The 24,676-nt window shown below is 68.3% G+C and carries 28 protein-coding genes; 14 read left to right on the top strand and 14 right to left on the bottom strand.

What is annotated here, in order from left to right; all coding sequences use genetic code 11:
* Positions 1 to 4 precede the first annotated feature (4 nt).
* A complete protein-coding gene (locus tag BSY19_RS22140) occupies positions 5 to 856 on the top strand; it encodes a 23S rRNA (adenine(2030)-N(6))-methyltransferase RlmJ (protein ID WP_069056044.1) in 852 nt (283 codons plus the stop codon).
* Between the two features lie 27 nt (positions 857 to 883).
* Entirely contained in the window at positions 884 to 1,489 is a 606-nt protein-coding gene (locus BSY19_RS22145) for a glutathione S-transferase family protein (RefSeq protein WP_069056045.1), read from the top strand.
* A gap of 153 nt (positions 1,490 to 1,642) precedes the next feature.
* Here BSY19_RS22145 and BSY19_RS22150 read toward each other — a convergent pair whose 3' ends face one another.
* Entirely contained in the window at positions 1,643 to 2,299 is a 657-nt protein-coding gene (locus BSY19_RS22150) for an outer membrane protein (RefSeq protein ID WP_069056046.1), read from the bottom strand.
* 360 nt (positions 2,300 to 2,659) lie between these two features.
* Between BSY19_RS22150 and BSY19_RS22155 the strand changes: the two genes are divergently transcribed.
* Together BSY19_RS22155 and BSY19_RS22160 are read left to right on the top strand one after the other, a co-directional pair.
* On the top strand, positions 2,660 to 3,478 hold the full coding sequence (locus BSY19_RS22155) for a glycosyltransferase family 2 protein (protein ID WP_442856663.1): 819 nt from the start codon (positions 2,660 to 2,662) through the stop codon (positions 3,476 to 3,478).
* Positions 3,471 to 4,217 (top strand): SDR family oxidoreductase, encoded by a 747-nt coding sequence (locus BSY19_RS22160; RefSeq protein ID WP_069056047.1) that lies wholly within the window; start codon positions 3,471 to 3,473, stop codon positions 4,215 to 4,217. The genes BSY19_RS22155 and BSY19_RS22160 overlap by 8 nt, the downstream gene beginning before the upstream one ends.
* A gap of 9 nt (positions 4,218 to 4,226) precedes the next feature.
* Here BSY19_RS22160 and BSY19_RS22165 read toward each other — a convergent pair whose 3' ends face one another.
* A complete protein-coding gene (locus tag BSY19_RS22165; RefSeq protein ID WP_069056048.1) occupies positions 4,227 to 4,856 on the bottom strand; it encodes a 2-hydroxychromene-2-carboxylate isomerase in 630 nt (209 codons plus the stop codon).
* Between the two features lie 127 nt (positions 4,857 to 4,983).
* On the opposite strand from BSY19_RS22165, the gene BSY19_RS22170 reads away from it, so the two are divergent.
* Entirely contained in the window at positions 4,984 to 5,235 is a 252-nt protein-coding gene (locus BSY19_RS22170) for a type II toxin-antitoxin system ParD family antitoxin (RefSeq protein ID WP_069056049.1), read from the top strand.
* A complete protein-coding gene (locus BSY19_RS22175) occupies positions 5,232 to 5,525 on the top strand; it encodes a type II toxin-antitoxin system RelE/ParE family toxin (protein ID WP_069056050.1) in 294 nt (97 codons plus the stop codon). Before BSY19_RS22170 ends, BSY19_RS22175 begins: the two co-directional genes overlap by 4 nt.
* A 7-nt stretch (positions 5,526 to 5,532) precedes the next feature.
* Here the strand turns inward: BSY19_RS22175 and pgeF are convergent, their stop codons facing one another.
* From pgeF to BSY19_RS22200, 5 genes are all read right to left on the bottom strand, one after another.
* On the bottom strand, positions 5,533 to 6,297 hold the full coding sequence (pgeF, locus tag BSY19_RS22180; protein WP_069056051.1) for a peptidoglycan editing factor PgeF: 765 nt from the start codon (positions 6,295 to 6,297) through the stop codon (positions 5,533 to 5,535).
* 36 nt (positions 6,298 to 6,333) lie between these two features.
* Positions 6,334 to 7,431: a class I SAM-dependent methyltransferase gene (locus tag BSY19_RS22185; RefSeq protein ID WP_069056052.1), complete on the bottom strand. Its 1,098-nt coding sequence runs from the start codon at positions 7,429 to 7,431 to the stop codon at positions 6,334 to 6,336.
* Positions 7,428 to 8,267, bottom strand: a complete 840-nt coding sequence (gene lgt, locus BSY19_RS22190) for a prolipoprotein diacylglyceryl transferase (protein WP_442856665.1) — start codon at positions 8,265 to 8,267, stop codon at positions 7,428 to 7,430. The genes BSY19_RS22185 and lgt overlap by 4 nt, the downstream gene beginning before the upstream one ends.
* 87 nt (positions 8,268 to 8,354) lie before the next feature.
* Positions 8,355 to 9,371 carry an NADP-dependent oxidoreductase gene (locus tag BSY19_RS22195; protein WP_442856666.1) on the bottom strand — a complete coding sequence of 339 codons (1,017 nt, stop codon included), beginning with the start codon at positions 9,369 to 9,371 and terminating at the stop codon, positions 8,355 to 8,357.
* A 104-nt stretch (positions 9,372 to 9,475) separates the two neighbouring features.
* Entirely contained in the window at positions 9,476 to 10,084 is a 609-nt protein-coding gene (locus BSY19_RS22200) for a chloramphenicol phosphotransferase CPT family protein (RefSeq protein WP_083247772.1), read from the bottom strand.
* Between the two features lie 77 nt (positions 10,085 to 10,161).
* Between BSY19_RS22200 and uvrC the strand changes: the two genes are divergently transcribed.
* From uvrC to BSY19_RS22225, 5 genes are all read left to right on the top strand, one after another.
* A complete protein-coding gene (uvrC, locus tag BSY19_RS22205; RefSeq protein WP_069056056.1) occupies positions 10,162 to 12,282 on the top strand; it encodes an excinuclease ABC subunit UvrC in 2,121 nt (706 codons plus the stop codon).
* A gap of 67 nt (positions 12,283 to 12,349) precedes the next feature.
* The gene (gene pgsA, locus BSY19_RS22210) at positions 12,350 to 12,961 is read left to right on the top strand and encodes a CDP-diacylglycerol--glycerol-3-phosphate 3-phosphatidyltransferase (protein WP_236840425.1); all 612 of its coding nucleotides are present in this window, start codon (positions 12,350 to 12,352) and stop codon (positions 12,959 to 12,961) included.
* The gene (gene moaD, locus BSY19_RS22215) at positions 12,958 to 13,257 is read left to right on the top strand and encodes a molybdopterin converting factor subunit 1 (protein ID WP_069056058.1); all 300 of its coding nucleotides are present in this window, start codon (positions 12,958 to 12,960) and stop codon (positions 13,255 to 13,257) included. Before pgsA ends, moaD begins: the two co-directional genes overlap by 4 nt.
* 6 nt (positions 13,258 to 13,263) lie before the next feature.
* Positions 13,264 to 13,719, top strand: a complete 456-nt coding sequence (locus tag BSY19_RS22220) for a molybdenum cofactor biosynthesis protein MoaE (RefSeq protein ID WP_069056059.1) — start codon at positions 13,264 to 13,266, stop codon at positions 13,717 to 13,719.
* A complete protein-coding gene (locus tag BSY19_RS22225; protein ID WP_083247773.1) occupies positions 13,691 to 14,782 on the top strand; it encodes a DUF1176 domain-containing protein in 1,092 nt (363 codons plus the stop codon). The genes BSY19_RS22220 and BSY19_RS22225 overlap by 29 nt, the downstream gene beginning before the upstream one ends.
* 43 nt (positions 14,783 to 14,825) lie before the next feature.
* Here BSY19_RS22225 and BSY19_RS22230 read toward each other — a convergent pair whose 3' ends face one another.
* Positions 14,826 to 15,713 (bottom strand): branched-chain amino acid aminotransferase, encoded by an 888-nt coding sequence (locus BSY19_RS22230; protein ID WP_069056061.1) that lies wholly within the window; start codon positions 15,711 to 15,713, stop codon positions 14,826 to 14,828.
* A gap of 202 nt (positions 15,714 to 15,915) precedes the next feature.
* On the opposite strand from BSY19_RS22230, the gene BSY19_RS22235 reads away from it, so the two are divergent.
* The 3 genes from BSY19_RS22235 (at position 15,916) to BSY19_RS22245 (ending at position 18,652) form a co-directional block, all read left to right on the top strand.
* On the top strand, positions 15,916 to 16,422 hold the full coding sequence (locus tag BSY19_RS22235; RefSeq protein ID WP_069056062.1) for a MarR family winged helix-turn-helix transcriptional regulator: 507 nt from the start codon (positions 15,916 to 15,918) through the stop codon (positions 16,420 to 16,422).
* 50 nt (positions 16,423 to 16,472) lie between these two features.
* A complete protein-coding gene (locus BSY19_RS22240; RefSeq protein WP_069056063.1) occupies positions 16,473 to 17,198 on the top strand; it encodes a response regulator in 726 nt (241 codons plus the stop codon).
* An 86-nt stretch (positions 17,199 to 17,284) separates the two neighbouring features.
* Positions 17,285 to 18,652 carry an ATP-binding protein gene (locus BSY19_RS22245; RefSeq protein WP_150129818.1) on the top strand — a complete coding sequence of 456 codons (1,368 nt, stop codon included), beginning with the start codon at positions 17,285 to 17,287 and terminating at the stop codon, positions 18,650 to 18,652.
* A gap of 541 nt (positions 18,653 to 19,193) precedes the next feature.
* On the opposite strand, the gene BSY19_RS22255 is transcribed toward BSY19_RS22245, so the two are convergent.
* The 6 genes from BSY19_RS22255 to BSY19_RS22280 all read right to left on the bottom strand — a co-directional run bounded on the left by BSY19_RS22255 (position 19,194) and on the right by BSY19_RS22280 (position 24,410).
* On the bottom strand, positions 19,194 to 19,550 hold the full coding sequence (locus tag BSY19_RS22255) for a hypothetical protein (RefSeq protein WP_069056065.1): 357 nt from the start codon (positions 19,548 to 19,550) through the stop codon (positions 19,194 to 19,196).
* Positions 19,551 to 19,695: 145 nt separating this feature from the next.
* Positions 19,696 to 20,064 carry a tRNA-binding protein gene (locus BSY19_RS22260; protein WP_069056066.1) on the bottom strand — a complete coding sequence of 123 codons (369 nt, stop codon included), beginning with the start codon at positions 20,062 to 20,064 and terminating at the stop codon, positions 19,696 to 19,698.
* Entirely contained in the window at positions 20,061 to 22,061 is a 2,001-nt protein-coding gene (locus tag BSY19_RS22265; RefSeq protein WP_171905190.1) for a methyl-accepting chemotaxis protein, read from the bottom strand. The genes BSY19_RS22260 and BSY19_RS22265 overlap by 4 nt, the downstream gene beginning before the upstream one ends.
* Positions 22,062 to 22,160: 99 nt before the next feature.
* Entirely contained in the window at positions 22,161 to 22,907 is a 747-nt protein-coding gene (locus BSY19_RS22270) for a TetR family transcriptional regulator (protein WP_069056068.1), read from the bottom strand.
* 66 nt (positions 22,908 to 22,973) lie between these two features.
* Positions 22,974 to 23,789, bottom strand: coding sequence for a pyrroline-5-carboxylate reductase (gene proC / locus BSY19_RS22275; RefSeq protein WP_069056069.1), 816 nt, complete (start codon positions 23,787 to 23,789; stop codon positions 22,974 to 22,976).
* Positions 23,790 to 23,903: 114 nt separating this feature from the next.
* Positions 23,904 to 24,410 (bottom strand): type III secretion system chaperone family protein, encoded by a 507-nt coding sequence (locus tag BSY19_RS22280; protein ID WP_069056070.1) that lies wholly within the window; start codon positions 24,408 to 24,410, stop codon positions 23,904 to 23,906.
* Positions 24,411 to 24,676 lie beyond the last annotated feature (266 nt).

Consider the following 24,676-nt stretch of genomic DNA (forward strand, 5'->3'; position numbering starts at 1 on the left):
CGGCATGAATTACCGCCACGGCTTCCATGCCGGCAACTTCGCCGACGTCCTCAAGCATGTCGTGCTGATGCGCGTCCTGACGCATCTGAACGCCAAGGACACGCCCTACCGCATCGTCGACACCCATGCCGGCGCCGGCCGCTACGATCTCGGCTCGGAAGAAGCCCTGCGGACCCATGAATGGAAGGACGGTGTCGCGCGGCTCGACCAGGCCTCGCTGGCAGCCCCCGTCGAGTCCCTGCTCAAGCCCTGGCGCGACGCGGTCGCCGGCGCGCGCGCGCTCTATGGGCCGAACGCCTATCCCGGCTCGCCCTGGCTCTCCCGGCAGGCGATGCGCCGCGACGACCGGCTGATCGCGGCCGAACTCCACCCCCAGACGCACAAGAAGCTCGTCGCCGCGATCGGGCGCGACGAGCGCTGCAAGGCGCTGGCGATCGACGGCTGGAACGCGCTGCGCGGCAATGTCCCGCCCAAGGAGCGGCGCGGGCTGGTCCTGATCGACCCGCCGTTCGAGGAGAAGGACGAGTTCGAGACGCTCGCGGCCGAGGTCGTCGCCGCGCATCGCAAATGGCCGACGGGCATCTACGCGCTCTGGTACCCGGTCAAGGATCGCCGCGCTGCCACAGGCCTGGTCGATGCGATCCTGGATGCGGGCATCGGCCGGCTGCTGCGGCTCGAGATTGATGTCGACCGGCCCGAGGCGGCCGGCGGCCTCAGTGCCACGGGGCTGCTGCTGGTCAATCCGCCCTGGCGGCTCGCCGAGGAGGCGCAGATCCTGCTGCCGGCCCTGACGGAACGCCTCGCCCAGGGACCGCAGCCGCGCTATCTATGCGAGCCGATCCGTCCGGACGGCTGACACGCCCGCATTTCCGAGGCCTCGCCGATGCTCGTTCTCCGCTCCTCCCCTGCCTCCCCCTTCGGCCGCAAGGTCAAGATGGCCGCCGCCGAACTCGGGCTGAGCGACCGCATCGAGATCGTCGTCGCCGACACCAACGACCCGGCCGAGCCGCTGCGCCAGCAGAACCCGCTGGGCAAGATCCCGACGCTGGTCCTGGAAGACGGGATGACGCTGTTCGATTCGCGCGTCATCGTCGACTATCTCGACCATCTCGCCGGCGGCAACCGGCTGATCCCGGCCGGCGAGGCGCGCTTCGCGCAGCTGCGCCTGCAGGCGCTGGCCGACGGCCTCTGCGACGCTGCCCTGCTCCAGGTCTACGAGACGCGCTTCCGCCCGGAAGAAGGCCGCAACGCCGCCTGGGTCGCCAACCAGGCCGGCAAGGTGTCGCGCGCGCTGGCGGCGCTCGAAGCCGCCCCGCCGGTCTATCCCGACCGTCCGCGCATCGGCGAGATCGCGCTGGCCTGCGCGCTCGGCTATCTCGACCTGCGCTTCGCCGGCACCTGGCGGGCCGATCACCCCCGGCTCGTCGCCTGGCTCGACGCCTTCGCCACCAAGGTCCCGTCTTTCGAGGCGACCCGCGTCAAGGGCTGACACCCGCACGGCCGGCCGGTCTCGCGACAGAGGCCAGCCGGCGCCGACACCGCACGCCCGGCTCGGCTCCCGGTCGCGGCGATCACGCGAAACAACAAAAAACCCGGTGGCCGAGGCCACCGGGTTCTTTTGGACCCCGTGAGGGGAAGCAGACTAGAACTTGTAGTTCAGGCCGGCGCGGACCACCGAGAAGTCGGTGCCGACCTTGACGCCGGTGTTGAAGAAGCTCTTCTCGCCGAGGTCGACGTAGAGATACTCGACCTTGGCGGTCCAGTTGTTGGTGAAGGCATACTCGACGCCGGCGCCGACAGCGTAGCCGCCGGTGTGGCTGGTGTCCGAGGAGCCGATGCCGGCGATGCTGGTCTTCACGTTGCCGTAGGCCCAACCACCGGTGATGTAGGGCATGAACCGGTCGAAGGCGAAGCCGACGCGGCCACGAACCGTGCCGAAGTACTCGGTCTTGATGCGGTCACCGAAGCCGTTGCTGGCCTTCAGGTCGGCGCCCTGGATGTCCGCCTCGACGCCGAGAACGATCTGGCCGATCTGGTAGTTGTAGCCGATCTGTCCACCGCCGACGAAGCCGTCGATGTCACCGATCGAAACCGTGCGAGCCAGGGCGAAGGTGCCGGCGTTCACGTTGCCGAAGCCGTAGCCGGCGTTGGCACCGACGTAGAAGCCGGTCCAGGTGAAGACGGGGGCGTAGACCGGAGCGACGACCGGGCCCTTGCGGGACGGCAGGTCGGCGGCGGAGGCAGCGCCGGCAGCGACGAGGCCGATCGCCGCAACGCTCGAAAGCAGGAACTTCTTCATGGTAGTACTCCTAGTCGTCGCTTTGCCGGTTGCCCCGGCGGGTGATGTCGATGGACTGGTTATAAGACCTGTCGAGGCTTTTGTCTGTTGCGTCGGAAGCACATGTGCCTCCCAGACCGCGGCGAAAATGCGGCACGAATGGGATGACTGCGGCGATTATATAAACGCACGTTAACGTCTGTTAAAGCATGCCTAATGGTGAACCGAATACTAACAACTTCGCGAGGTTCCACCACGGCCCGTTGCGGAAACGCGCGCCGTCACCCGAGGTTCCCAATCTCGCCACAATTTTTTCCGCCGCGCTTGCGGCCCCCCGTGACGCGTGCTTTAGCCGAACCAGTCAGCCAGAACGGAATCCGGGTGCCGCTCCTCTCCATCTTCATCATCGCGCGCGACGAGGCAGACCGGATCGAGCGGACGATCAGGGCGGTGCGCAGCCTCAGCGACGATATCGTGCTGGTCGATTCGGGCTCGACGGACGGCACGCAGGAGATCGCGGCGCGCCTGGGAGCCCGCGTGATCTTCAACAGCTGGCCGGGCTACGGCCAGCAGAAGCGCTTCGCGGAAGATCAGTGCCGCCACGACTGGCTGCTCAACATCGACGCCGACGAGGTCGTCCCGCCCGATCTCGCCGCCGAGATCGCGGCCCTGTTCGCAGGCCCGGGCCCGGCCGCCGACGCCTACAAGATTCGCATCGCGGAGATCTTCCCCGGCGAGCCGGCGCCGCATCGCTTCGCCTATGCGCTCGCCCCGGTCCGGCTCTACCGGAAGGACAAGGGCCGCTACTCGCCCTCCCCCGTGCACGACCGCGTCGACCTCGCGCCCGCCACGCGCGTCGCCCGGCTGAAAGGGACGGTCCATCACTACTCCGTGCGCTCGCTCGGGGAGCAGATGACCAAGCTCAACAGCTACAGCGATGCCCAGGCCGACGATCTCGATCGGCGCGGCCAGTCGCTCTCGGTGGTCCGGCTCGCCGTCGAATTCCCCGCCAACTTCATCAAGGCCTATATCGGCCGCCGCCACGCCCTGCGCGGCGTCTACGGCTTCATGACGGCAATGAACTATGCCTTCTATCGCTATCTTCGGGTGGCGAAGCACTGGGAGCGGCGGCTCCAGCGGCGCTCGGCCGAGGCACCCGCGCAGACACAGACAGATGCACAGGAGCGGCGGGATGGCTGAGGTCGCACTGGTGACGGGCGGCGCGCGCCGCATCGGCCGCGCCATCGTCGAGCGGCTGGCGGCGAACGGCTATGCCGTCGCGATCCATTGCGGCCGCGCGCGCGACGAGGCCGATGCGCTGGCGGCGGACATCGTGGCGAATGGGGGCCGCGCCGCGGTGCTGGTCGCCGATCTCGTCGATCCCGACGCGGTCGCCGGCCTGCTGCCGGCGGCGGAGGCCGCGCTCGGGCCCGTCACGCTGCTCGTCAACAATGCCTCGAGCTTCCTCGTCGACGAGGTCACGGCCATCGACGTGCCGACCTGGAATCGACAGTTCTCGATCAATCTGCGCGCCCCGTCGGTGCTGGCCGGAGCGCTCGCGAACCGGCTGCCGGAGGGGCGCCAGGGCGCCATCGTCAACCTCATCGACCAGCGCGTCTGGAAGCTGACGCCGCAATACTATTCCTACACCCTGACCAAGGCCGCACTTCTGACGGCGACCACGACGATGGCGCAGGCCCTGGCGCCGCGCATCCGCGTCAACGCGGTCGGGCCCGGCCCGACCCTGCCCAACCCCCATGACGGCCCCGAGGCGATGGAGCAGGAGGCGGCCGGAACGCTGCTGCGCCACAAGATCGATGCGAGCGAGATCGCGGAGGCGGTGCTCTACCTCGCCCGCGCCCGCTCGGTCACCGGGCAGATGATCGCCGTCGATGCCGGCCAGCATCTCGGCTGGCGCACGCCCGACATCGTCGGCTGACGCCGGCGATCAGGCGGCCGGGTCCGGCCGATAGGGCGCGCGGCCGCTGGCGAGCGCGCTGTCGAGGAGTTCGAGCCGATCCTGCCCCCAGAACACCTCGCCGTCGAGCACATAGCTCGGCGCACCGAAAACCCCGGCTGCAATCGCCGCCGCGATGGTGCCCTCATAGCTTTGCACCACCGCCTCGCTGTCGGCCGCAAGCGCCAGGGCCTGCGCATCGAAGCCGCAGGACTGGGCCACCCGGGCCACGGCCCCGGGCTGCGTCATGTCCTCGTCGCGGGACCAGACACCCGCCATGATCTCGCCCATGAAGCGGCCCGGATCCCCGCCAGCGCTCACGATCGCGATCAGGAAACGGTCGGCGAGCGACGGATCGAAGGGGAAATGCTTCGGCTGCAGCATGAGTTTCACGCCGCGCCGCTCGCGCCAGCGCTGCAGATCCATCAGCCGGTAACGCTGGCGCACCGGATGACGCTTCGGCAGCGGCAGACCGCCCGTCTCGTCGAACACCGCCCGCAGCGGCACGGGGCGATAGGCGATCCGGCAGCCATGCCGCGCCGCAATGTCGAGGAACGTCGCATGGCCGAGATAGGTCCAGGGCGAATGCAGCGAGAAATAGTAGTCGATGGTGCGGGGCATGGTCAGATTCCGGCGATGCGGGGACGGGCACGATAGCGGCCCGGCCAATCGGGGAAAGGCGCGGCCACGCATGACAGGGTGGGCGAGCAGCGTTATACTAATATCTGGTAACATCTCGGATCAGGCCATGGGCAAGAACACCTCGATCAGCCTCAGCGACCATTTCGTCAGCTTCATCGAAGCGGAGGTCGAGAAAGGACGCTATGGCTCCGCCAGCGAAGTGGTGCGGGCTGGCTTGCGCCTGCTTGAAGATCAGGAGGCCCGGATCGCCGCGCTACGCGCCGCGCTCGACGAGGGCGAAGCCAGTGGCGAAGCAGAAGCATTCGATGTCGATGCCTTCCTGACCGAGGAGTTTCCCGACATCGCGCCCGCGAAATGAGAACGCTCTTTCTCAGGGCGGCGGCGAAGTCAGATCTTCGGCAGATCAGCCGCCAATCGAGAGAACGCTGGGGTGCCGCGCAGGCCTTCAGCTATATCTCGGGCATCACCACTTCACTGTCCCGCCTCCCCCAAATGCCCGAACTGGGAGTGGGGCGTTCAGATCTGGGCTCGGGCTACCGGCGCCTTGGCGTCGGCGCCCATGTCATCTTCTATCGGGTCGAGCACGACCGCATTGAGGTCATTCGCATCCTGCACCAGCGCATGGATGCAGGCTCCCATCTGTCCTGAGTTTTGGTCAAACCAGCGCGATCGCCGAGATCAGCCGCCCGTAATCCGGCTCGCCGCGATGGGTCGTGCGGCGATAGCTGAAGAAGCGCTGCTCGTCGCCATAGGTGCACAGCGACAGGTCGAGGAAACGCCCGATTCCGGCCTCCTGCGCGCGCAGGCCGATGAAGGCCGGCAGGTCGAACATCGCATGGGCGGCGCGCTCAGAGGCCGTGAAGAAGCGCGCATAGGTCGCGTTCTCGGCCTTGAAGCGCTCGACGAATTCCGGCCCGACCTCATAGGCGGCGGCACTGATCGTCGGCCCGAGCACGGCGACGATGCGCTCGCGGCGCGCGCCGAGCTTCTCCATCGCCGTCACGGTCGAGGCCACGACGCCCCCGAAAGCCCCCTTCCAGCCCGCATGGGCCGCGCCGACGACCCGCGCCTCGCTGTCGGCGAACAGAATCGGCCCGCAATCGGCGCTGGAGACGCCGAGCGCCACGCCCGACGCCGCCGTCACCATGGCGTCGGCCTTGGGCCGCTCGGCCGGCCAGGGCCCCGTCACCACCTCCACATCGGCGGAATGCACCTGGTAGAGGCTGACCAGATGCGTCGGCTCGACCGCCAGATGCGCCGCCATCCGCCTGCGGTTCTCGGCGATCGCCGCCGGATCGTCGGAGGAACCCAGCCCGCCATTGAGCGAGGCGTAGATCCCGTTGGAGACGCCGCCCTCCCGCGTGAAGAAGGCGTGGCGGATGCCGGGCTCGGCGGCCAGATCGGGGGAGGTGATGAACATCGTGTCGTCCGGTTTCAGCGAGCGGTGCCGCTCATGTCAGCCCTGCTCTGGCAGGCGATGAAGGTCAAATCCGGGCAGCGGCGGCAGGCCCGGATGGGAGACGGCCAGAACCTTGAACAGATCGCCCATGCCGGTCTCGCCGCGCGCGGTCAGCCGGTCGAAGGCCGCGCCGATCGACGCCGCCTGCTCCGGCGTCGCCCTCGCTGACAGCGCCTGCGCCCGCTCGGCCAGGCCCAGAGCCAGCAGGAAATCCGCCTGCCGCACGGGTCCATGGGTCGCAGCGCCCGCCCGCAGTGCCGCCTGAGCCATCCGGGCGAAATCGACATGCACGGTCAGATCCGCCTCGCCGGGCTCCTCCAGCGGATCGACGAAGGCGTGCCGGCGCATCGCCTGCAGCGTGTCGCCGAAGCCTGATTGCATCGCGCCATAGTCGATCAAGAGCGCCCCGCCACCATGACGCGCGACATGCGATGCGACGGTCGAGACCAGCGACAGGGCCGCCAGCGGCTGTTCCAGCACCGCGCCGGTCGGCGCCGTTGCGGGCCCGACCCCGTCGGAAGCGGCCGCCGCCAGCCCGAAGGCGAGGCGCCCCTCGCCATCCAACCCGATGAGCCGCTCGCGCCAGCCGCCTTCCGTCATGACGAACTGGTCGAGCGGCAGCGCGTCGAGCAGTTCGTTGGCGACGATGATCGCCGGCCCCTCCAGCGCCGTCTCGACCCTCTCATGCCAGATCGGCTCCGCCTTGCCGGCAAGCGTCGCGGCCTGGATCTCGCGCAGCACCGGGCTGGTCTCGACCAGATGCACCGCCGCCGCCTCCCGGAAGCCCGGCAGGATCCGCGTCGCGCGCAGCATGTCGGCCATCAGCGTGCCGCGGCCCGGGCCGATCTCGATCAGGGCGACGCGCGAAGGCTGCCCCATCGCCTGCCAGAGATGGGCCGCCCAGAGCCCGATCATCTCGCCGAACATCTGGCTGATTTCGGGCGCGGTGGTGAAGTCGCCCTGCGCGCCAAAGGGATCGCGCGTCCGATAGTAGCCATGCTTGGGATGGCCGAGGCACAGCGCCATGAAGCGCGAGATGGGAAGAGGGCCCTCTTCCGCGATCAGGCGGACAAGTTCCGTCTTCAGCGTGGTCACGCAGCGCCCCGCCGGGCGCGCAGCACGAGAACCAGCCCCGCCGCGAACAGCGGCAGCGAGAGCATCATGCCCATGGTGATACCGCCCGAGAGCGCATCGACCGAGGTCCCGAACAGGAAGCCGAGCTGCGGGTCGGGCTCGCGGAAGAATTCGCAGACGATACGCGCCACCGCATAGCCCATGCCGAAGACGCCGGCAACGAGGCCGGGCCGCTTCAGCCCACCGGCCCGCACCAGCAGCGCCAGCAGGATGAACAGCAGCAGACCCTCGGAAAAGGCCTCGTAGAGCTGGCTCGGATGGCGCGGCAGCGGCCCGCCGCCCGGAAACACCATCGCCCAGGGCACATCAGGCGCCGGCCGGCCCCAGAGCTCGGCATTGATGAAATTGGCGATACGCCCGAGGAACAGCCCGATCGGCACGACGGCGGCGGCGATGTCGAACACCGACAAGGCCGGATAGCCGCGCCGCCGCGCGAACAGCCACAACCCCATCGTCGCGCCGATCAGCCCGCCATGGAAGGACATGCCGCCCTGCCAGATCGCCAGGATGTCCTGCGGCCGTTCGAGATAGCGCGCCAGGTCGTAGAACAGCACGAAGCCGAGCCGCCCGCCGAGCACGACGCCGAGCGCCACGAACAGCAGCATGTCGTCGAGCGAATCCGCCGAAGGCCGCGCCCGCCCCGCCCAGAGCGGCTCGGACGAAACCAGCCGGCGCGCATACCACCAGCCGCCGAGCAGGCCGACGACATAGGCCAGCCCATACCATTTGACCGAGAGCGGCCCGAACTGAAGCGCAACCGGGTCGATCACCGGGAAGGCGATGGCGAATGTGGGCATGGACGGCATCCGGTGGCGGGCAGCAGGTGATGGCTGGCCGCTTGCGATGCGGTCAAGCGAAAACACCCCCAGCCGCTGCCCTTCCACTCACAGCTTGACGATCAGCTTGCCGAAATTCCCGCCCTCGAGCAGCCCGATGAAGGCCTCGGGCGCCCGCTCAAGACCCTCGACGATGTCTTCCTTGTATTTCACGGCTCCGCTGGCGATCCAGGCTGCCATCTCGCGTTCGAAATCCGGGCGCTGGGCGATGAATTCGCGCTGGATGAAGCCGCGGATCAGCAGGCTTTTCGACAAAACCTGCCGCATCAGCACGGGCAGCCGGTCGGGCCCCTCGAAATCCCCGGTCGCGTTGTACTGCGCGACCAGCCCGCAGACCGGGATGCGCGCGAAGGTGTTGAGCAGCGGGAAGACCGCGTCCCAGACCTTGCCGCCGACATTCTCGAAATAGACGTCGATCCCATCGGGGCAGGCCGCCGCGAGCTGCGCCGCGAAATCCGGCGCACGATGGTCGATCACGGCGTCGAATCCGAAGGTCTCCCGCACGACCGCGCATTTCTCCGGCCCGCCCGCGATGCCGACGGCGCGTGCGCCCTTGATCTTCGCGATCTGCCCGACCGCCGAACCGACCGGGCCGCTGGCGGCGGCGACGACGACCGTCTCGCCCTTTTTCGGCTGGCCGATCGTCAACAGGCCCGCATAGGCGGTGAAGCCCGGCATCCCCAACACGCCGAGCGCCGTGGTGACGGGGGCGGCAGCCGGATCGAGCTTGCGCAGCTGCTCGCCCTTCGCCAGCGCATGCGACTGCCAGCCGGAATGGGACAGCACGATGTCGCCCGCCGCAAAGTTCGGATGGCGGCTCTCCAGCACCTCGGCGACCGTGCCGCCCTCCATGACGGCGCCGATCTCGGTCGGCGCGGCATAGCTTTTCGCCGCGCTCATCCGCCCGCGCATGTACGGATCGAGCGAGAGATAGAGGATCTTCAGCAGGACCTCGCCGTCCGAAGGGGTCAGGATCGGCGCCCGCTCAAGCCGGAAATTGTCCGGGGCTGGGCGCCCGTCAGGGCGCGAGGCCAGGGCGATGCGCAGATGATCGGCTGTGGGCACGGGGGACATCCTGAATGGAGAATGATGGGGGCTTCCCGAGGATATGGGAACGCCCCGCCCGCAAGGACAGCGCCGCAGATGGCATTTCCGCCTCGGCAGGCTGGCTACGGCTCCGACGCGACGGATCCGCCGTGCCCCGCTTCGCGACGCGCCGTCAGACGCTCGAAGGCGGAGGGGCGGCCGCGCGCCTCCCAGGCCGCGATGAGGGCCGCGGCGTTTTGCTCCGGCGCGATCAGGCTATCGACCTCGAAATCATAGAGGCAGTAGTCATGGATCTGGAAGAAATCGCGCCGGGCATCGCCGACGGGTCGGTCGCCGCGCGCCAGTTCGCGCCGCTCCAGCTCCGCCAGATCGCAATGCACGCCGACGAAAAAGACGTCCTGTCCCGCCAGGATGCCGACCAGCCGGTGCAGCCAGGCTTCGCTCTCCATGATGTGCTCGACGATCAGGCTGTTTCCGGCCCGCAGATAGGCCAGCAGCGACGTCTCGAAACCGATGAAGAACGGCTCGCGCATCGCGCGCCAGGCGAACTCGCCGCTCTTGATGCGGGCCGAGGGCAGCACGCCGGAATCGCGCAGATGATCGATCGAAATGTGCCAGAAGGGCCGCTCGGTCACCGACTGAACCGCCCGCGCGAGCGACGACTTGCCGCTCGACGAGGCCCCGTTGAGCAGGATCATCTGCCCGGCGGGCACCCTATTGTCAGCCGACATCGCCCCTCACTCCCCTCTCGACTGAAGGGTTACGCTCCTGACATGACGAAACGCTTCGCGCATCCTACATGCGAGGCATGAATCGCGAACCGACCCAGCACCCGCCCGAAGAGGACCTGCCGGACACCGGGGCCGGCCCCGAGCCCGAGGCCGAGGAGGCCCTGCCGACGCCGCCACTCGATCTCGGCGAAACCGCGCCCGGCGCACTGAAGCACGGCATCGAGGTCATCGCCGGCTTCGCCAAGCATCTGCCCAACAAGCCGGGCGTCTACCGGATGTTCGATACCGCCGGCGAGGTTCTCTATGTCGGCAAGGCCAAGAACCTGAAGAACCGGGTGACGGCCTATGCGCGCGGCATGGCCCACACCAATGCGGTCGCCCGGATGATCGCCGAGACGGCGAACATGGAATTCGTCACCACGGGGACGGAAACCGAGGCGCTGCTGCTCGAATCCAACCTGATCAAGCAGCTGCGGCCGCGCTATAACGTGCTGCTGCGCGACGACAAGAGCTTCCCCTACATCCTGCTGAGCGGCGACCACGAGGCGCCTCAGATCGCCAAGCATCGCGGCTCGCGCCAGCGCAAGGGCGACTACTTCGGCCCTTTCGCCTCGGTCTGGGCGGTGGAGCGGACGATCGACGCGCTGCAGAAGGCCTTCCTGCTGCGCTCCTGCACCGATTCCTTCTACGAGAACCGCACACGGCCCTGCCTGCTCTTCCAGATCAAGCGCTGCGCCGGCCCCTGTACGGGCGAGATCGCGATTGCCGACTACCAGGCGCTGGCCTCCCAAGCGCGCGACTTCCTCTCGGGCCGCTCTTCCAATGTGAAGCAGCTGCTCTCGACCCGCATGCAGGAGGCCGCCGAGGAGCTCGAATTCGAGAAGGCGGCGCGCTATCGCGACCGGCTCGCGGCGCTCTCGGCCGTGCAGGCCGGGCAGGACATCAACACCCAAGGCGTCGAGGAGGCGGACGTCTTCGCCATCGACGAGCAGGCCGGGCAGTTCTGCGTCGAGATCTTCTTCTTCCGCAACAAGCAGAACTGGGGCAACCGCGCCCTCTTCCCGCGCGCCGACCGCAGCCTGACGCCCGAAGACGTGCTGGCCTCGGTCGTCACCCAGTTCTACGACGACAAGCCGCCGCCGCGCCTCGTCCTGCTCTCGCACGAACTGGCGGAGATGGACCTGATCACGCAGGCGCTCTCCGCCCGCGCCGGCCGCAAGGTCGAGGTCGCCAACCCCAAGCGCGGCGAGCGTGTCGATCTGATCGAGATGGCGCGCAAGAACGCCCGCGAGGCACTGTCGCGCAAGCTCGCCGACAATGCCGGCCAGAGCTCGTTGCTGGCAGCGCTCGGCGCCGCTTTTGGCCTGGCGAAGCCGCCGCGACGCGTCGAGGTCTACGACAACTCCCATATCATGGGCACGAACGCGGTGGGCGGCATGGTCGTCGCCGGCCGGGACGGCTTCATGAAGAGCCATTACCGCACCTTCAACATCTCCACCGACACCATCGCCGGCGACGATTTCGGCATGATGCGCGAGGTGCTGCAGCGGCGGTTTGCAAGGTTGGCGAAGGAAGCGGGCACCGCGACCGGCTCTCCTCCCCCCTGTGGGGAGGAGTTGGAGGTGGGGGTCGCGCCGCTCGGCGAGCCCTCGCCAGGCGGCACCACCCCCATCCCTCTCCCTTCCCCACAAGGGGGAAGGGAAGAGCCCGCCTCGGTACCCGCCGACCCCGACGACGACAGCTTCCCCGCCCGCCCCGACCTCGTCATCGTCGACGGCGGCAAGGGCCAGTTCGCCGCGGCGCAGAAGATCATGGCCGAGCTCGGCGCCCAGGACATTCCGCTCGTCGCCATCGCCAAGGGCGAGGACCGCAACGCCATGCGCGAGACCTTCCACATGGCCGGGCGCGAGCCCTTCAAGCTGCCGCCGCGCGATCCGGCGCTCTATTTCATCCAGCGTCTGCGCGACGAGGCCCACCGCTTCGCCATCGGCACGCACAGGGCGCGGCGCAAGAAGGACACGATGAAGAACCCGCTCGACGAGATCCCCGGCATCGGGCCGTCGCGCAAGCGGGCGCTGCTTTTGCATTTCGGAACGGTCAAGGCGATCAAGCGCGCCAAGCTCGACGACCTGATGCGGACGCCCGGCGTCAACGCGGCCACGGCCAAGGCGGTCCATGATTATTTTCACGATGGCTGACGATGAACGGCATTGTCGCCGCATTGCGTGTTGACGCTGTCACAACCCCGCTGCTTTGGTGATGCCTGTGACGATTCTTCCAGAAGCCATCCGGCGGCGCGGACCCTGGTCCCTGCCCAACCTGCTCACCTACGGCCGGATCCTGGCGATTCCGGCGCTGGTCGGGCTTCTGTTCTGGCCGAAGGACGACTGGGTGCGCTGGATCGCGCTCGCCGTCTACGTCGCCGCCGCCGTCACCGACTATCTCGACGGCTGGATCGCCCGGGCCTGGAGCCAGCAATCGGCCATCGGCCGCATGCTCGACCCGATCGCCGACAAGCTCCTGGTCTGCGCACTCCTGCTGATGCTCGTCCACACCGAGACGATCAAGGGCTGGGCCGTCTGGGCGGCGATCGTCATCCTCTGCCGCGAGATCCTGGTCTCCGGCCTGCGCGAGTTCCTCGCCGATCTGAAGGTCAGCGTGCCCGTCAGCAAGGTCGCAAAGTGGAAGACGACGGCGCAGCTGCTCGCGCTCGGCTTTCTCGTCGCCGGGCCGGCGGGCGACACCGTCCTGCCCTACAACACGCAGATCGGCATCGTCATGCTCTGGATCGCCGCGGCGCTGACGATCTACACCGGCTGGGACTATTTCAACGCCGGCATCCGCCACATGGTCGACGAGGACCTGCGCGGCTCATGACGCAGTCTCCCGACACGACGGCGCCCGCCGTGCAGACACGGATCGTCAGGCTGATCTATTTCGCCTGGGTGCGCGAGCGCGTCGGCAAGGCCGAGGAGCAGATCGAACTGCCGGACGACGTCGCCACCGTGCTCGACCTCGTGCGCTGGCTGAAGACCCGGGACGAGGGCTACGCCGCCGCCTTCGCCGACGAGACGCTGGTGCGCGCCGCCGTCAACCAGACCCATGTCAAGCCGGGCGCGCGCCTGGACGGCGCCCGCGAGATCGCCTTCTTCCCGCCGATGACGGGCGGCTGACCGCCAATGACCCCCACCATCCGCATCCAGCGGGAGGATTTCGACCTCGCGGCCGAGATCGCCGCGCTCTCGGCCGGCCGACGCGACATCGGCGCCGTCGTCAGCTTCACCGGCCTCTGCCGCGACGAGGGCGGCACGCTCGCGGCGCTCGAACTCGAGCATTACCCGGGCATGGCCGAAGCCGAGATCGCCCGCGTCGCCGAGCGGGCGGCAGCGCGCTGGCCGCTGCTGGGGCTGCTCGCCATCCACCGCTATGGCCGCGTCGCGCCCGGCGAGCAGATCGTGCTGGTGATCGCCTCTTCCGCGCATCGCCGGGCCGCCTTCGAGGCGGCGGATTTCATGATGGACTACCTCAAGACCCGCGCCCCGTTCTGGAAGCGCGAGCATCTCGCCGACGGCACGACCGGCGGCTGGGTCGAGGCGAAGGAAGAAGATGACGATGCGGCGCGGCGCTGGGAGTAAGAGTGCGCTGGCGGCGCTCGGGCTGATGTTCGCCCTGGCGACCCCGGCCCAGGCGCAGATCGGCCCGATCAAGACCTTCCGCGACTGGATCGCGGGTTGCGACAACACAAAATCCTGCACGGCGCTGTCGCTGCCCGGCGGGACCGAGGACGACATCGCCTTCCTGCGGCTCGACCGCCCGGCCGGGCCCGATGGCGCCCCGACGCTGGCGCTGAAGCTGCGAGCGCAGAAGCTGAAGCCGAGCTTCGCCATCGCGCTGACCCTGGATGGCGCGCCCTTCCCGGCCGCCGGGCGGCTGCTCCCCGCGACCAGCATCGACGGTGAGGTTGCCGAGATCACGATCCCGCCCGCGGAAGCCGAGGCCCTGATCGCGGCGGCGCGCAAGGCGACGATCCTGACGACCACGATCGAAACGGAAAGCTTCAAGGTCTCCCTCGCGGGCTCGGTCGCGGCCATGCTCTGGATCGACGAGCAGCAGGGCCGGCTGAACACGCCCACCGCCCTGATCCGCAAGGGCACGACCGGCACCGCACCGGCCGCCCCGCCCCTGCCGGTCGTGGCCAGCAAGCCGGCCTCCGGCAAGGCCCTCGCCAAGGCCGAAGCGGCGGCCCTGACCAAGGCGATGCGGGCCGAGATCAAGCGGCGCGAGCCTGATTCCTGCGAGGACATGCCCGAAGGCTTCACCGACACCGATGGCGCCTGGGCTCTGGACGGCACGCTGCGCCTCGTCGCCATCGCCTGCTCGCGCGGCGCCTACAATGTCTCGAGCCAGTTCTGGCTGGTCGGCGGGCGCGACGTCGCCAAGGCGAGACCGGCCCCCTTCGAGGGGGCCTCGGGCAAGGCGGCCAGCGAACTGGTCAATGCCGATTTCGACGCGAAGACGGGCCAGATCAGCTTCTACGCCAAGGCCCGCGGCCTCGGCGATTGCGGCAGTTCGGGCTCCTATGGCTGGGACGGCAAGCGCTTTGCCGTCCTCCAGTGGAGCGAGATGAGCGAGTGCCGCCTTATCCCCGGCGACGACTGGATCACGCTGTTTCGAAGCAAGGGCAGCGCGGCCAACTGACGGCCGTCATGCCCCGGTCGAGCCGGGGCATGACGGCCTGTGCTCACGCCGCCCTGGGCTTGCCCCGCACGGCGTCGGAGTAATCCTCCATGATCACCTTGCCCATATTGCCGGTGAGGAAGGAGTAGGGGCCGATCTCGGAGACCAGCGTCACCTCGGCCGCCGAGCCGGTGATGAAGCACTCGCTGAAGCCCTCCAGCTCCTCGGGAAGGATCCGCCGCTCGACGACTTCGAAACCGCGCTGGCGGCAGAGATCGATCACCGACTGGCGGGTGATGCCGTTCAGGAAGCGATCGGCCAGCGGGGTATGGATCACGCCGTCCTTGATGAAGAAGATGTTGGCGCCGGTGCATTCGGCGACATGGCCTTCCCAGTCCAGCATCATCGCATCGGCATAGCCGGCCCGCTCCGCCTTGTGCTTGGACAGCGAGCAGATCATGTAGAGCCCCGCCGCCTTGGCATGAACAGGCGCGCAGGCCGGGTCCGGCCGGCGATAGGCGGCGACGTCGAGGCGCACGCCCTTCAGCTTCTGCGCCATGTCGAACATGCTCGGCCACTCCCAGACCGCGATGGCGGTGTGGATGGTGTTGTTGATGCCGGAGACCGCCATCATCTCCGAGCCGCGCCAGGCGACCGGGCGGAGATAGGCGTCCTTCAACCCGTTCTCCTTGAGGCAGAGTTCCTTGGCGGCGTCGAGTTCGGCGACCGACCAGGGAATCGTGAAATCCATGATCTCGGCCGACTTGTGGAAGCGCTGCGAGTGCTCGGTGCCCTTGTAGATCACGCCGTCATAGGCGCGCTCGCCCTCGAACACGCAGGAACCGTAATGCAGCCCATGGGTCAGTACGTGGATCTTCGCGTCCTTCCACGGCACGAGCTTGCCGTCGAACCAGATGACTCCGTCGCGCTGGTCGAAAGGAATGACTGACATGGGGTGCTCCTCTTGGCACGTCCGGTCCGGTTGATCCGCTGGCACCCCGAGCACCGTCACCATGGCGGGCCGGGGCGAAGACCGGAATGATACTGCGCTGCAACATCGTCTTGCGACATATTCCGTCGTCAGGCGCGCTTGACCGGTAATCTTCCGTCTGAGATATGTCAACATCACTGACGTAATTCGCAGGACGGATTCGATGCCGCAGACGCAGGCCCGGTCCACGGCCGCCGCCGCTCCCGCACCGGATGCGACGGTCCCCTACGACCTGATCGAACTGCTCTTCTTCGCCTATCGCGACTTCGTCGGCGGCCCCGACCTGATCCTCGCCGAATACGGCTTCGGCCGGGCCCATCACCGCGTGCTGCATTTCGTCCTGCGCCGGCCGGGGCTGACCATCGCCGAACTGCTCGACATCCTGAAGATCACCAAGCAGAGCCTCAACCGCGTCCTCAAGGAGCTGGTCGAGACCGGCTTCGTCGAGCAGCGAACCGGCGTGCAGGACAAGCGCCAGCGTCATCTCCACGCCACGGCCGCGGGGCAGGATCTCGCCTTGCGGCTGGTCAGGCTGCAGGCCCAGCGCATCCAGGCGGCGCTGGCCGATCTCGCGCCGGAGGCGGCCGAGACCGTCGCGCAATACCTCGCGGGGTTGATCGATCCCTCCGAACGCCACAAGGTGCAGGGCTTGCTCGCCGCGCCGCGGTGAGGCCCACGGCATCAGCCAAGGGCGCAAGAGACAATCAAGGCGGACAAGACATGGCCGCACAGCCGGCGCGTAAGCCCCTCCCCGACGAGGCCCCCCACATCCTCGTGGTCGATGACGACCGCCGCCTGCGCGACCTGCTGGCGCGCTTCCTCGGCGACAACGGCTACCGGGTCACCACCGCGGCCAATGCCGCCGAGGCCGACCAGCGCCTGGCGCGGCTCGTCTTCGACGCCATCGTCCTCGACATCATGATGCCCGGCGAGAATGGCTTCGACTTCGCCCGCCGCTTCCGCGTCGACTCGGCCGTGCCGATCCTGATGCTGACCGCCCGCGCCGACGGCAAGGACCGCATCAACGGCCTCGAGATCGGTGTCGACGACTACCTCGCCAAGCCCTTCGAGCCGCGCGAACTGCTGCTGCGCCTCGGCAACATCCTCAAGCGCACCATGGCCGCCGAACCCGCGCAGGCGGCCAGGCCCGATTTCGTCCGCTTCGGCCCCTTCCTCTACGGGCTCTCCCGCGGCGAGCTGCGCAAGGGCGAGGAGCCCGTCCGCCTGACCGAGCGCGAGCGCGAGATCCTGACCGCCCTGGCGGAACGCGCCGGCGAGGTCGTGCCGCGCGAGGAGCTGGCCTCCCAGGGCACGGCCGCCAACGACCGCACCGTCGACGTCCAGATGAACCGGCTGCGCCGCAAGATCGAGCGCGACCCCGCCGATCCGCTCTATCTCCAGACCGTGCGCGGTGTCGGCTATCGCCTCGTGACCGACCGGACGTGACGCCCGTCCAGCCCGGCAGGCGTCGCAGGGGCGTGGCGCAGATCATGGGAGCGGGCTGGGCGCGCCTGGGCGCGGCGGTGTCGCGCATGCGCACCCGCGCCAACAACCGGCTGAAGCCCTGGCTCAAGATCGCCGGCCGGCCGCTGCACAGCATCGCCCGCTATGCCCCCAAGGGCCTTTATCCGCGCGCGCTCGTCATCGTCATCGCCCCCGTCGTGCTGCTGCAGTCGGTCATCGCCTATGTCTTCATGGAGCGGCACTGGCAGACCGTGACGCAGCGCCTGTCCTCGGCCGTCTCGGCCGACATCGCCGCGATGATCGACGTCTATGAGAGCTATCCGCAGGATGCCGACACCAGCGTGCTCTCGCGCATCGCGGCCGATCGGCTGGGCATGGACATCGACATCATCCCCAACACCGACCTGCCGCCGCCGGGGCCGCGCCCCTTCTTCTCGCTGCTCGACAGCGCGCTCTCGGCCGAGCTCGCCCAGCAGGTCGCCCGCCCCTTCTGGCTTGACACGGTCGGCCGCTCCAGCCTGATCGAGATCCGCGTCAAGCTCGACAAGGACGTGATGCGCATCCTGACGCGGCGCAACTCGGCCTACGCCAGCAACAGCCACATCTTCCTGCTCTGGATGCTCGGCACGTCGCTGATCCTGCTGACCATCGCGGTCCTGTTCCTGCGCAACCAGATCCGCCCGATCCTCAAGCTCGCCGATGCGGCCGAGGCCTTCGGCAAGGGCCGCGACGCCGAGTTCCGCCCGCGCGGCGCCCGCGAGGTCCGTCGCGCCGGCAACGCCTTCATCGAGATGAAGCGCCGCGTCGAGCGCGCGGTCGGTGAGCGCACCACCATGCTCAACGGCGTCAGCCACGATCTGCGCACCATCCTGACCCGCTTCAAGCTCTCGCTCGCCTTGCTCGAGCGCTCCTCCGAGATCGAGGCGCTGGAGAAGGATGTCGACGAGATGGCGCGCATGCTCGAGGACTATCTCGCCTTCGCCCGCGGCGACGCCGGCGAGACGGCCGTCGAGACCGACATCCGCGGCCTGCTCGAGGAGCTAAAGTCGGACGCCGAGCGCCAGGGCCACCAGACCGAGCTGACCGTGGTCGGCGACCCGCTGGTCGTGGTCCGGCCCGACGCCTTCCGCCGCCTGATGACGAATCTCGTCTCCAACGCAGCACGCTACGGCGACCGCATCGCCATCCGCGCCACCCATGACGCGCGCTACCTGATCGTGATGATCGACGATGACGGCCCCGGCATCCCGGCCGACCAGCGCGAGGATGTCTTCCGCCCCTTCTTCCGCCTCGACGAGGCCCGCAACGTCGATTCAGGCGGCACGGGCCTGGGGCTGGCCATCGCCCGCGACATCGCCCGCGCCCATGGCGGCGACATCATCCTGGCCGATTCGCCGCTCGGGGGGTTGCGGGCGACGGTGAGGCTGCCGGTTTAGGGCTGCATGTCGATAGCGGTAGTCCGACCGCCCACCCGCAGCAAGCGGGCCATTTTTTCGTACCCCTGGCGGGGCATAGGCAGATTGCGGACTTAGGCCAGTACTATGCCACCTGTTCGCAATGCCAAGAAGGCGGCAGTGCGGGTTGCCAATTCCTCATTGTGCGCCAAGACTATCATGCATGTGGGCTGATCGACTGACATCGAAACCTCGACGTCAGGAAGGTCGCGGGAAGTCGGCCGAAGGCTCATGCATAGCCAGGTCCAGTCCGTCCGCTCGGGCGGGTGGCTATCCCCCATTGTATCGACGTCGGTGTCAATGCCGTACACATGCTCGACAACGTCGCGAAAGGGGGGCCTCGGCCCGACACCGGCAATCACGATCTGAAACTGAAAGTCGCTCATTCGCTCACGATATAGCTGCTGGCAGCGCGAACAACTGACCAACATCCTGAGCGCGCCGTATACAGCGCCGGATGGGATCGGCCAACAGCGCAATATTCCCTCAGCTTGAGCAAATGTACCAACGGGTAGGAAGCCGACTATCCGAATGGCAGTGCGGGATCGCCGCTCGACCAGCGCCTGCCGTTCCAATAACGCAGTTCTAGTTCTTCATCGTCCGACAAGCCGTCGGCTTCTGTGTCCGGATCTCCGGTTATAAAAACGTCGGCAATCTCCTGGCCTTTCCGCACGATGGCGATAACCAGCCTGTTGCCGAGGACGGCGTTCTTGAAACCCTCCGTTGCCGCTTCGTCTGTAGGACCGAATGCGCTCACAAGCAGGCATGGGTGAACATGCCAAGGGAATCCGACGAAGCCGATCGAGATCGTTCCGTCCTCGGCCCGGTCGACGGCGAACGTGAGCGTGCCGCTCAGGTCTACATGAGTTTCGATAAGCATGCCCACAACGAGACCATCTGGTCTGCAACAAGGCAAGTCCCGCGAAAGCAACGGTGCGGATAGGAAAGAGGGCCGGGTCTAGTCAAGTTCCGCAACACGCCGAAAGCTGACCTGCCGACAGCCACCCTGACCCGGCAGTGGCAGCCTAAAACAACCGCCCGCCCTTCGGCACCTCGTGCCCCGGCCCGATCAGCACGACCTCGCCCTGCTCGTCGGGCACGCCGAGCGTCAGCACCTCCGACATGAACTTGCCGATCTGGCGCGGCGGGAAGTTGACCACCGCCAGAACCTGCCGGCCCGGCAGGTCCTCGCAGGTGTAGTGCTTGGTGATCTGCGCCGAGGACTTCTTCAGGCCGATCGTGCCGCCGAAATCGATCACCAGCTTGATCGCGGGCTTGCGCGCCTCCGGATAGGGAGCAGCCTCGACGATCGTGCCGACACGGATGTCGACCTTCAGGAAGTCGTCGAAGCCGATCGTCGCGGCCGGAGCGGCGGTGTCGGAGGGGCCGCTCAAAACTCGGCCCACCCCTTGTCATGCGCGCTCATCTCGGCCTTGCGCGCCGGGGCGCCGCCGCCGGCCGCGGCAGCGACGGGCCGGGCGACGGGCCGGGCGACCGGGGGCGCGGCCTTGCGCGATGCGGGCGCGGCCGCCGCCTGCATCGTGCGGGCCATCGCCTTCAGTCCCGCGACATCGCCGCCGAGCTGGAAGCGCGCGACCAGCGCGGCCAGGCGGTCGGCCTCCTGCGAGAGCGAATGCGCGGCGGCCGTCGACTGCTCGGCCATGGCGGCGTTCTGCTGGGTCGACTGGTCCATCTCGCCGACCGCGGTGTTGACCTCCTGCAGGCCCGAGGCCTGCTCCTGCGCCGCGCTGGCGATCTCGGAGACGAGGCCCGTGGCACGGGTGATCTCCTGCGCCATGCGCTGCAGCGCGCTGCCGGTCTGGCCAACCAGGCTGACACCCTTCTCGACCTCGCTGTTGGAGGCGGCGATCAGCTCCTTGATCTCCTTGGCGGCTTCCGCCGAGCGCTGGGCGAGCGCCCGCACCTCGGAGGCGACGACCGCGAAGCCCTTGCCGGCGTCACCGGCGCGCGCGGCCTCGACGCTGGCGTTCAGCGCCAGCAGATTGGTCTGGAAGGCGATCTCGTCGATCACGCCGACGATCTGCGAGATCTCCTCGGCGGATTTCTCGATGCCGCCCATCGCCACCACGGCATCGCGCACGATCGCGGTCGACTGTTCGGCCTCGGCCTTGACCTGCGTCGTCGCCTGGTTGGCCTGGCGCGCGCTCTCGGCCGTCTGCCGCACGGTCGCGGTCAGTTCGTCGAGCGCCGTCGCCGTCTCCTCGACGGAGGCCGCCTGCTGCTCGGTGCGCCCGGCGAGATCGTCCGCCGCCTGGCTGATCTCGATCGAGCCGGCCTTCATGCTCTCGGTGTTGGTCGCGATCTGCCGCATCGTCTCCTGCAGCTTGCCGATCGCGGCGTTGAAGTCGTCGCGCAGCTTGGCGTAGTCGGAGCCGAAGTTCTCGTTGATGCGATAGGTCAGGTCGCCCTCGGCGAGATGCTCCAGGCCGGCGCCGAGCGCCGCGACGACGCCCTCCTGCGTCCGCGAAAGCTCGGCCCGCTCGGCCTCGCTGCGCCGGCGCTGGCCATCGGCCGCATCGCGATGGGCGGCGGCCTCCTGCTCGACGCGCACCTTGTCGGCCTCCATGGCGTCCTTCGCCACGGCGGCGTCGCGGAAGATCACGAGCGCCCGCGCCATCGAGCCGATCTCGTCGGGCCGGTCCTGATGGGCGATGGCGGTCTGGAGATTGCCCGCGGCGAGCGCGTTCATCGTGCCCGACAGCGAGGTCAGCATGCCGTTGGCGCGGCGGCTGAGGACGATGACGAGGCCGAACATGAGCAGGCCCAGCGGCACCAGCACCTTGGCGACGTCGCCCATCAGGCCGAGGAACTTCGCATCGACGTCGTGGACGTGAAGGCCGGTGCCGACAGCCCAGTTCCAGTCGGCGATGCCGCTGACATAGGCGATCTTGCGGGTGGGCTCCTTGTCGCCAGGCTTGACCCAGAGATAATCGAGATAGCCGCCCTTGCCGCCGGCCTTGGCGATCGAGAGCAGTTCCTGGACGATCGGCTTGCCAGCGGGATCCTTGAGACCGATCAGGTTCTTGCCGACCATATCGGCGCGGGGATGCGTGACGGTGACGCCGTCGAAGGTGTAGACGAAGAAGTAGTTGCCGTCGTCGAAGCGCGCGCCAGCGACGGCATCGATGGCAAGCTTCTGTGCCTCAGCCGCCGGAATTTCGCCTTTCTTGGCCTTGTCGCGATAGAATTCGACCGTGGTGCGGGCGATGTCGGTAGCGTTCTGCACCTCCTGCCGCTTCAACTCGACCATTTCGTTGCGGGCTTCGGTCAGCGTGTAGCCGACACTCCCGACTGCGATCACCAGAGCGAGTCCTGCGATCAGCGCGAAGGAGCGGCTGATCGACAGGGTGGCGAGCTTCTTCAGCGACATGCGCATGACCCCTGCGAAACGAGATTCGCAAGAGTCGCAAGGAATGGCTAATACACGCTTAACGTTCAGCGAGCCCGAGACCGATTTCTTAACCTTGTCTCAGATCGCCGGGGCGAAATCCTCGCCCGTGCGGCGCAGGCTCTCGTCGGAGCGCTCGCGCCGCCGCGCGCCGGGCCGCCGTCCCGAACACAGCGCCCGCGCCAGCCCGCGCAGCGGCGCCGTCAGCCGGTGCACATCCTCGACGCGGGCCATGATCGAACCGGCCGTCTTCAGCTCGCGGTCGAGCCGCGCCATGGTCCGCGACAGCTCCGGCTCGTCGTCTTCCAGCCAGACCTCGCTGACCCGCGCCATCAGCAGCACGGCGCCCTGCACGCGCACCGCACCGAGCGCATCCTCGGTGCGGATGCCGGCCGAGGCCAGCATGTAGCGCCAGGAATTCACCGCCCCGCGGTTGAGCGCCGCCATGGTCAGCGGGTCGCGCCGGATCACCGGGGCGATGCGGCGAAGCCCCGCCTTGTAGGGCGCCAGCGCATCGAGCCGCCGCATCACCAGGTCGAACAGGCGCTCGCGCACCGGCTCGGCGGCGAGGTCATCGGAGGTGTCGGCGAGCACGGCCTCGTCGACGAGGCGGGTCAGGCCGCCCAGCATGGCGAGCTTCGACGGGAATAGGCCTCGCAGCTTGGCGAGCGGCAGCCCCGCCTCGGCCGCGATGTCGCCGAGCTCGATCTCGTCCCAGGGATGCGTGGCGGCCAGGCGCATCAGCGCCTCGACGGCCTGCTTGCGCGGATCGACCGGCGGCTCGACCGGAGCAGCAGCGGATGTGGGGGGCAGCGGAGCGCGGGCCATGGCGGTTCTCCTTCGCGACGGTTGTGAGGAGAAGCTAGGCTGCGATCGCGGCCTATGAAAGGCCGATCAGCCCGAAAGCTCCCCGGCGCGACGTTTGGCGGCAGCCACGGTCTCAACCACCAGCGGCTCCAGCGGCCCCATCAGCACGGACAATCCGGCCGCCGTCGTGCCGGCGGGCGAGGTCACGTTCTGGCGCAGGGTCGCCGGCGAGAGCGGCGACTGATGGAGCAGTTCGCCCGCCCCCTCGATCGTCGCCCGCGCCAGGCGCTCGGCGATGTCGGCGGGCAGACCGGCCGCCTTGCCGGCCGCGGCGAGGCACTCGACCAGATGGAAGACATAGGCTGGCCCCGAACCCGACACCGCCGTGACGGCGTCGATCAGCCCCTCGTCCTCGAGCCATTCCACCGTGCCGATGCTGCGCAGCAGGGCATCGGCCATCGCGCGCTGGGCGCCGGTCACGCCGCGTCCCGCCGCCGCACCCGTGGCACCGCGCTGGACCGAGGCCGGCAGGTTGGGCATGGCGCGGATCATCGCCGTGGCGTTGGGCAGCCGCGCCGACAGATCCGACAGCGTCTTCCCGGCCAGGATCGAGATCAGCAGCGTCTCGGGGCGGATCAGCGCCTGCACGGCGGGGGCCGCCGTGTCGAGCATCTGCGGCTTGGTCGCCAGCACCAGCACCTCGACGGAGGTCAGCGAGGCCGGATCGGGATTGATCGCCATGCCCTTCGCCGCGGCGAGGCCGACCAGCTCGTCGGAGGGGTGGGGGTCGAACAGGCTGATGCCGGCCGGATTCATGCCGATCCGCAGCCAGCCCTCCAGCATCGCGCCGCCCATCTTGCCGGCGCCGAGAAGAACGAGGGAGGTCGGCAGGGAACTGGACATGGCGGCGTCTCTTTGAAAGGCGTCATTCTCGGGCTTGGCCCAAGAATCTCTTGCGAGAAAGCCTTCCAGTCATGAGAGGACCGGGTCAAGCCCGGGCAGGACGATCCGCGACCCTCACGCCTCTCCGACGGTTTCCAGCATCGAGCCTTCGAGCCCTTCGCGGGCCGTCTTGCCGGCCCAGACGACGAACTGGAAGGCCTGGAAATAGCGCTCGCAGGCGTCGATCGCCGCCTTGATCAGCGCCGCCGCCTGCTCGTCCGTCGGCTCGGCCCCGCCCGAGAGCAGCAGGGCGTGGCGGTACATCACCACGTTTTCCGAGCTCCACAGGTCGAAATGGCCGAGCCAGAGCTGCTCGTTGACGAGGCTGACCAGTTGCAGCACCTCGCCGCGCCGCCGCTCCGGCACCTTCAGATCGAAGGCGCAGGCGACATGGATCGCCTCGACCTCCTCCAGCCAGGTGATCGCGACGTGATAATCCGACCAGCCGCCGGTGACCGCGACCGACAGCTCGTCATCGCTGTCGCGGTCGAAGCTCCAGTTGTTGAGGGCGGCGAGCCGCTCGATCAGGTCGAGGGGGTTGGAGGGCCGATCGAGTTCGCCGTCCAGTTCGAGATCCATCATGCCCTTGGGTCCAACTGCCGGCGCCGCGGAGGGCGCGGTCCGGCGCGTTCGAGAACGGGAACACGGCGACGGGAAAACTGAAGGAACGCAACCCACAGGCGCAGCGCCGGCGGGAGACCGGGTGCAACGCTTCGTCCAACCCAGCCTAAGCGGCTGGACTGACGAATCAATTTCTCCATCGACGTTAGCGCAGGGCGTATGACACTCCCAACACGATGTGACGCTCGGCGGATTCGGGGGGAGGCTCAATCCCCATGGCAGCCTGT

Source organism: Bosea sp. RAC05 (assembly GCF_001713455.1).
In the GTDB taxonomy this organism is placed as follows: Bacteria; Pseudomonadota; Alphaproteobacteria; order Rhizobiales; family Beijerinckiaceae; genus Allobosea.

Bases quoted from the DNA above. Each gene is read 5' to 3' on its own strand.
- BSY19_RS22140 (WP_069056044.1), top strand. From the start codon at position 5: ATGAATTACCGCCACGGCTTCCATGCCGGCAACTTCGCCGACGTCCTC.
- BSY19_RS22145 (WP_069056045.1), top strand. From the start codon at position 884: ATGCTCGTTCTCCGCTCCTCCCCTGCCTCCCCCTTCGGCCGCAAGGTC.
- BSY19_RS22150 (WP_069056046.1), bottom strand. From the start codon at position 2,299: ATGAAGAAGTTCCTGCTTTCGAGCGTTGCGGCGATCGGCCTCGTCGCT.
- BSY19_RS22160 (WP_069056047.1), top strand. From the start codon at position 3,471: ATGGCTGAGGTCGCACTGGTGACGGGCGGCGCGCGCCGCATCGGCCGC.
- BSY19_RS22165 (WP_069056048.1), bottom strand. From the start codon at position 4,856: ATGCCCCGCACCATCGACTACTATTTCTCGCTGCATTCGCCCTGGACC.
- BSY19_RS22170 (WP_069056049.1), top strand. From the start codon at position 4,984: ATGGGCAAGAACACCTCGATCAGCCTCAGCGACCATTTCGTCAGCTTC.
- BSY19_RS22175 (WP_069056050.1), top strand. From the start codon at position 5,232: ATGAGAACGCTCTTTCTCAGGGCGGCGGCGAAGTCAGATCTTCGGCAG.
- pgeF (WP_069056051.1), bottom strand. From the start codon at position 6,297: ATGTTCATCACCTCCCCCGATCTGGCCGCCGAGCCCGGCATCCGCCAC.
- lgt (WP_442856665.1), bottom strand. From the start codon at position 8,267: ATGCCCACATTCGCCATCGCCTTCCCGGTGATCGACCCGGTTGCGCTT.
- BSY19_RS22200 (WP_083247772.1), bottom strand. From the start codon at position 10,084: ATGTCGGCTGACAATAGGGTGCCCGCCGGGCAGATGATCCTGCTCAAC.
- uvrC (WP_069056056.1), top strand. From the start codon at position 10,162: ATGAATCGCGAACCGACCCAGCACCCGCCCGAAGAGGACCTGCCGGAC.
- moaD (WP_069056058.1), top strand. From the start codon at position 12,958: ATGACGCAGTCTCCCGACACGACGGCGCCCGCCGTGCAGACACGGATC.
- BSY19_RS22220 (WP_069056059.1), top strand. From the start codon at position 13,264: ATGACCCCCACCATCCGCATCCAGCGGGAGGATTTCGACCTCGCGGCC.
- BSY19_RS22225 (WP_083247773.1), top strand. From the start codon at position 13,691: ATGACGATGCGGCGCGGCGCTGGGAGTAAGAGTGCGCTGGCGGCGCTC.
- BSY19_RS22230 (WP_069056061.1), bottom strand. From the start codon at position 15,713: ATGTCAGTCATTCCTTTCGACCAGCGCGACGGAGTCATCTGGTTCGAC.
- BSY19_RS22235 (WP_069056062.1), top strand. From the start codon at position 15,916: ATGCCGCAGACGCAGGCCCGGTCCACGGCCGCCGCCGCTCCCGCACCG.
- BSY19_RS22240 (WP_069056063.1), top strand. From the start codon at position 16,473: ATGGCCGCACAGCCGGCGCGTAAGCCCCTCCCCGACGAGGCCCCCCAC.
- BSY19_RS22245 (WP_150129818.1), top strand. From the start codon at position 17,285: ATGCGCACCCGCGCCAACAACCGGCTGAAGCCCTGGCTCAAGATCGCC.
- BSY19_RS22255 (WP_069056065.1), bottom strand. From the start codon at position 19,550: ATGCTTATCGAAACTCATGTAGACCTGAGCGGCACGCTCACGTTCGCC.
- BSY19_RS22265 (WP_171905190.1), bottom strand. From the start codon at position 22,061: ATGTCGCTGAAGAAGCTCGCCACCCTGTCGATCAGCCGCTCCTTCGCG.
- BSY19_RS22270 (WP_069056068.1), bottom strand. From the start codon at position 22,907: ATGGCCCGCGCTCCGCTGCCCCCCACATCCGCTGCTGCTCCGGTCGAG.
- proC (WP_069056069.1), bottom strand. From the start codon at position 23,789: ATGTCCAGTTCCCTGCCGACCTCCCTCGTTCTTCTCGGCGCCGGCAAG.
- BSY19_RS22280 (WP_069056070.1), bottom strand. From the start codon at position 24,410: ATGATGGATCTCGAACTGGACGGCGAACTCGATCGGCCCTCCAACCCC.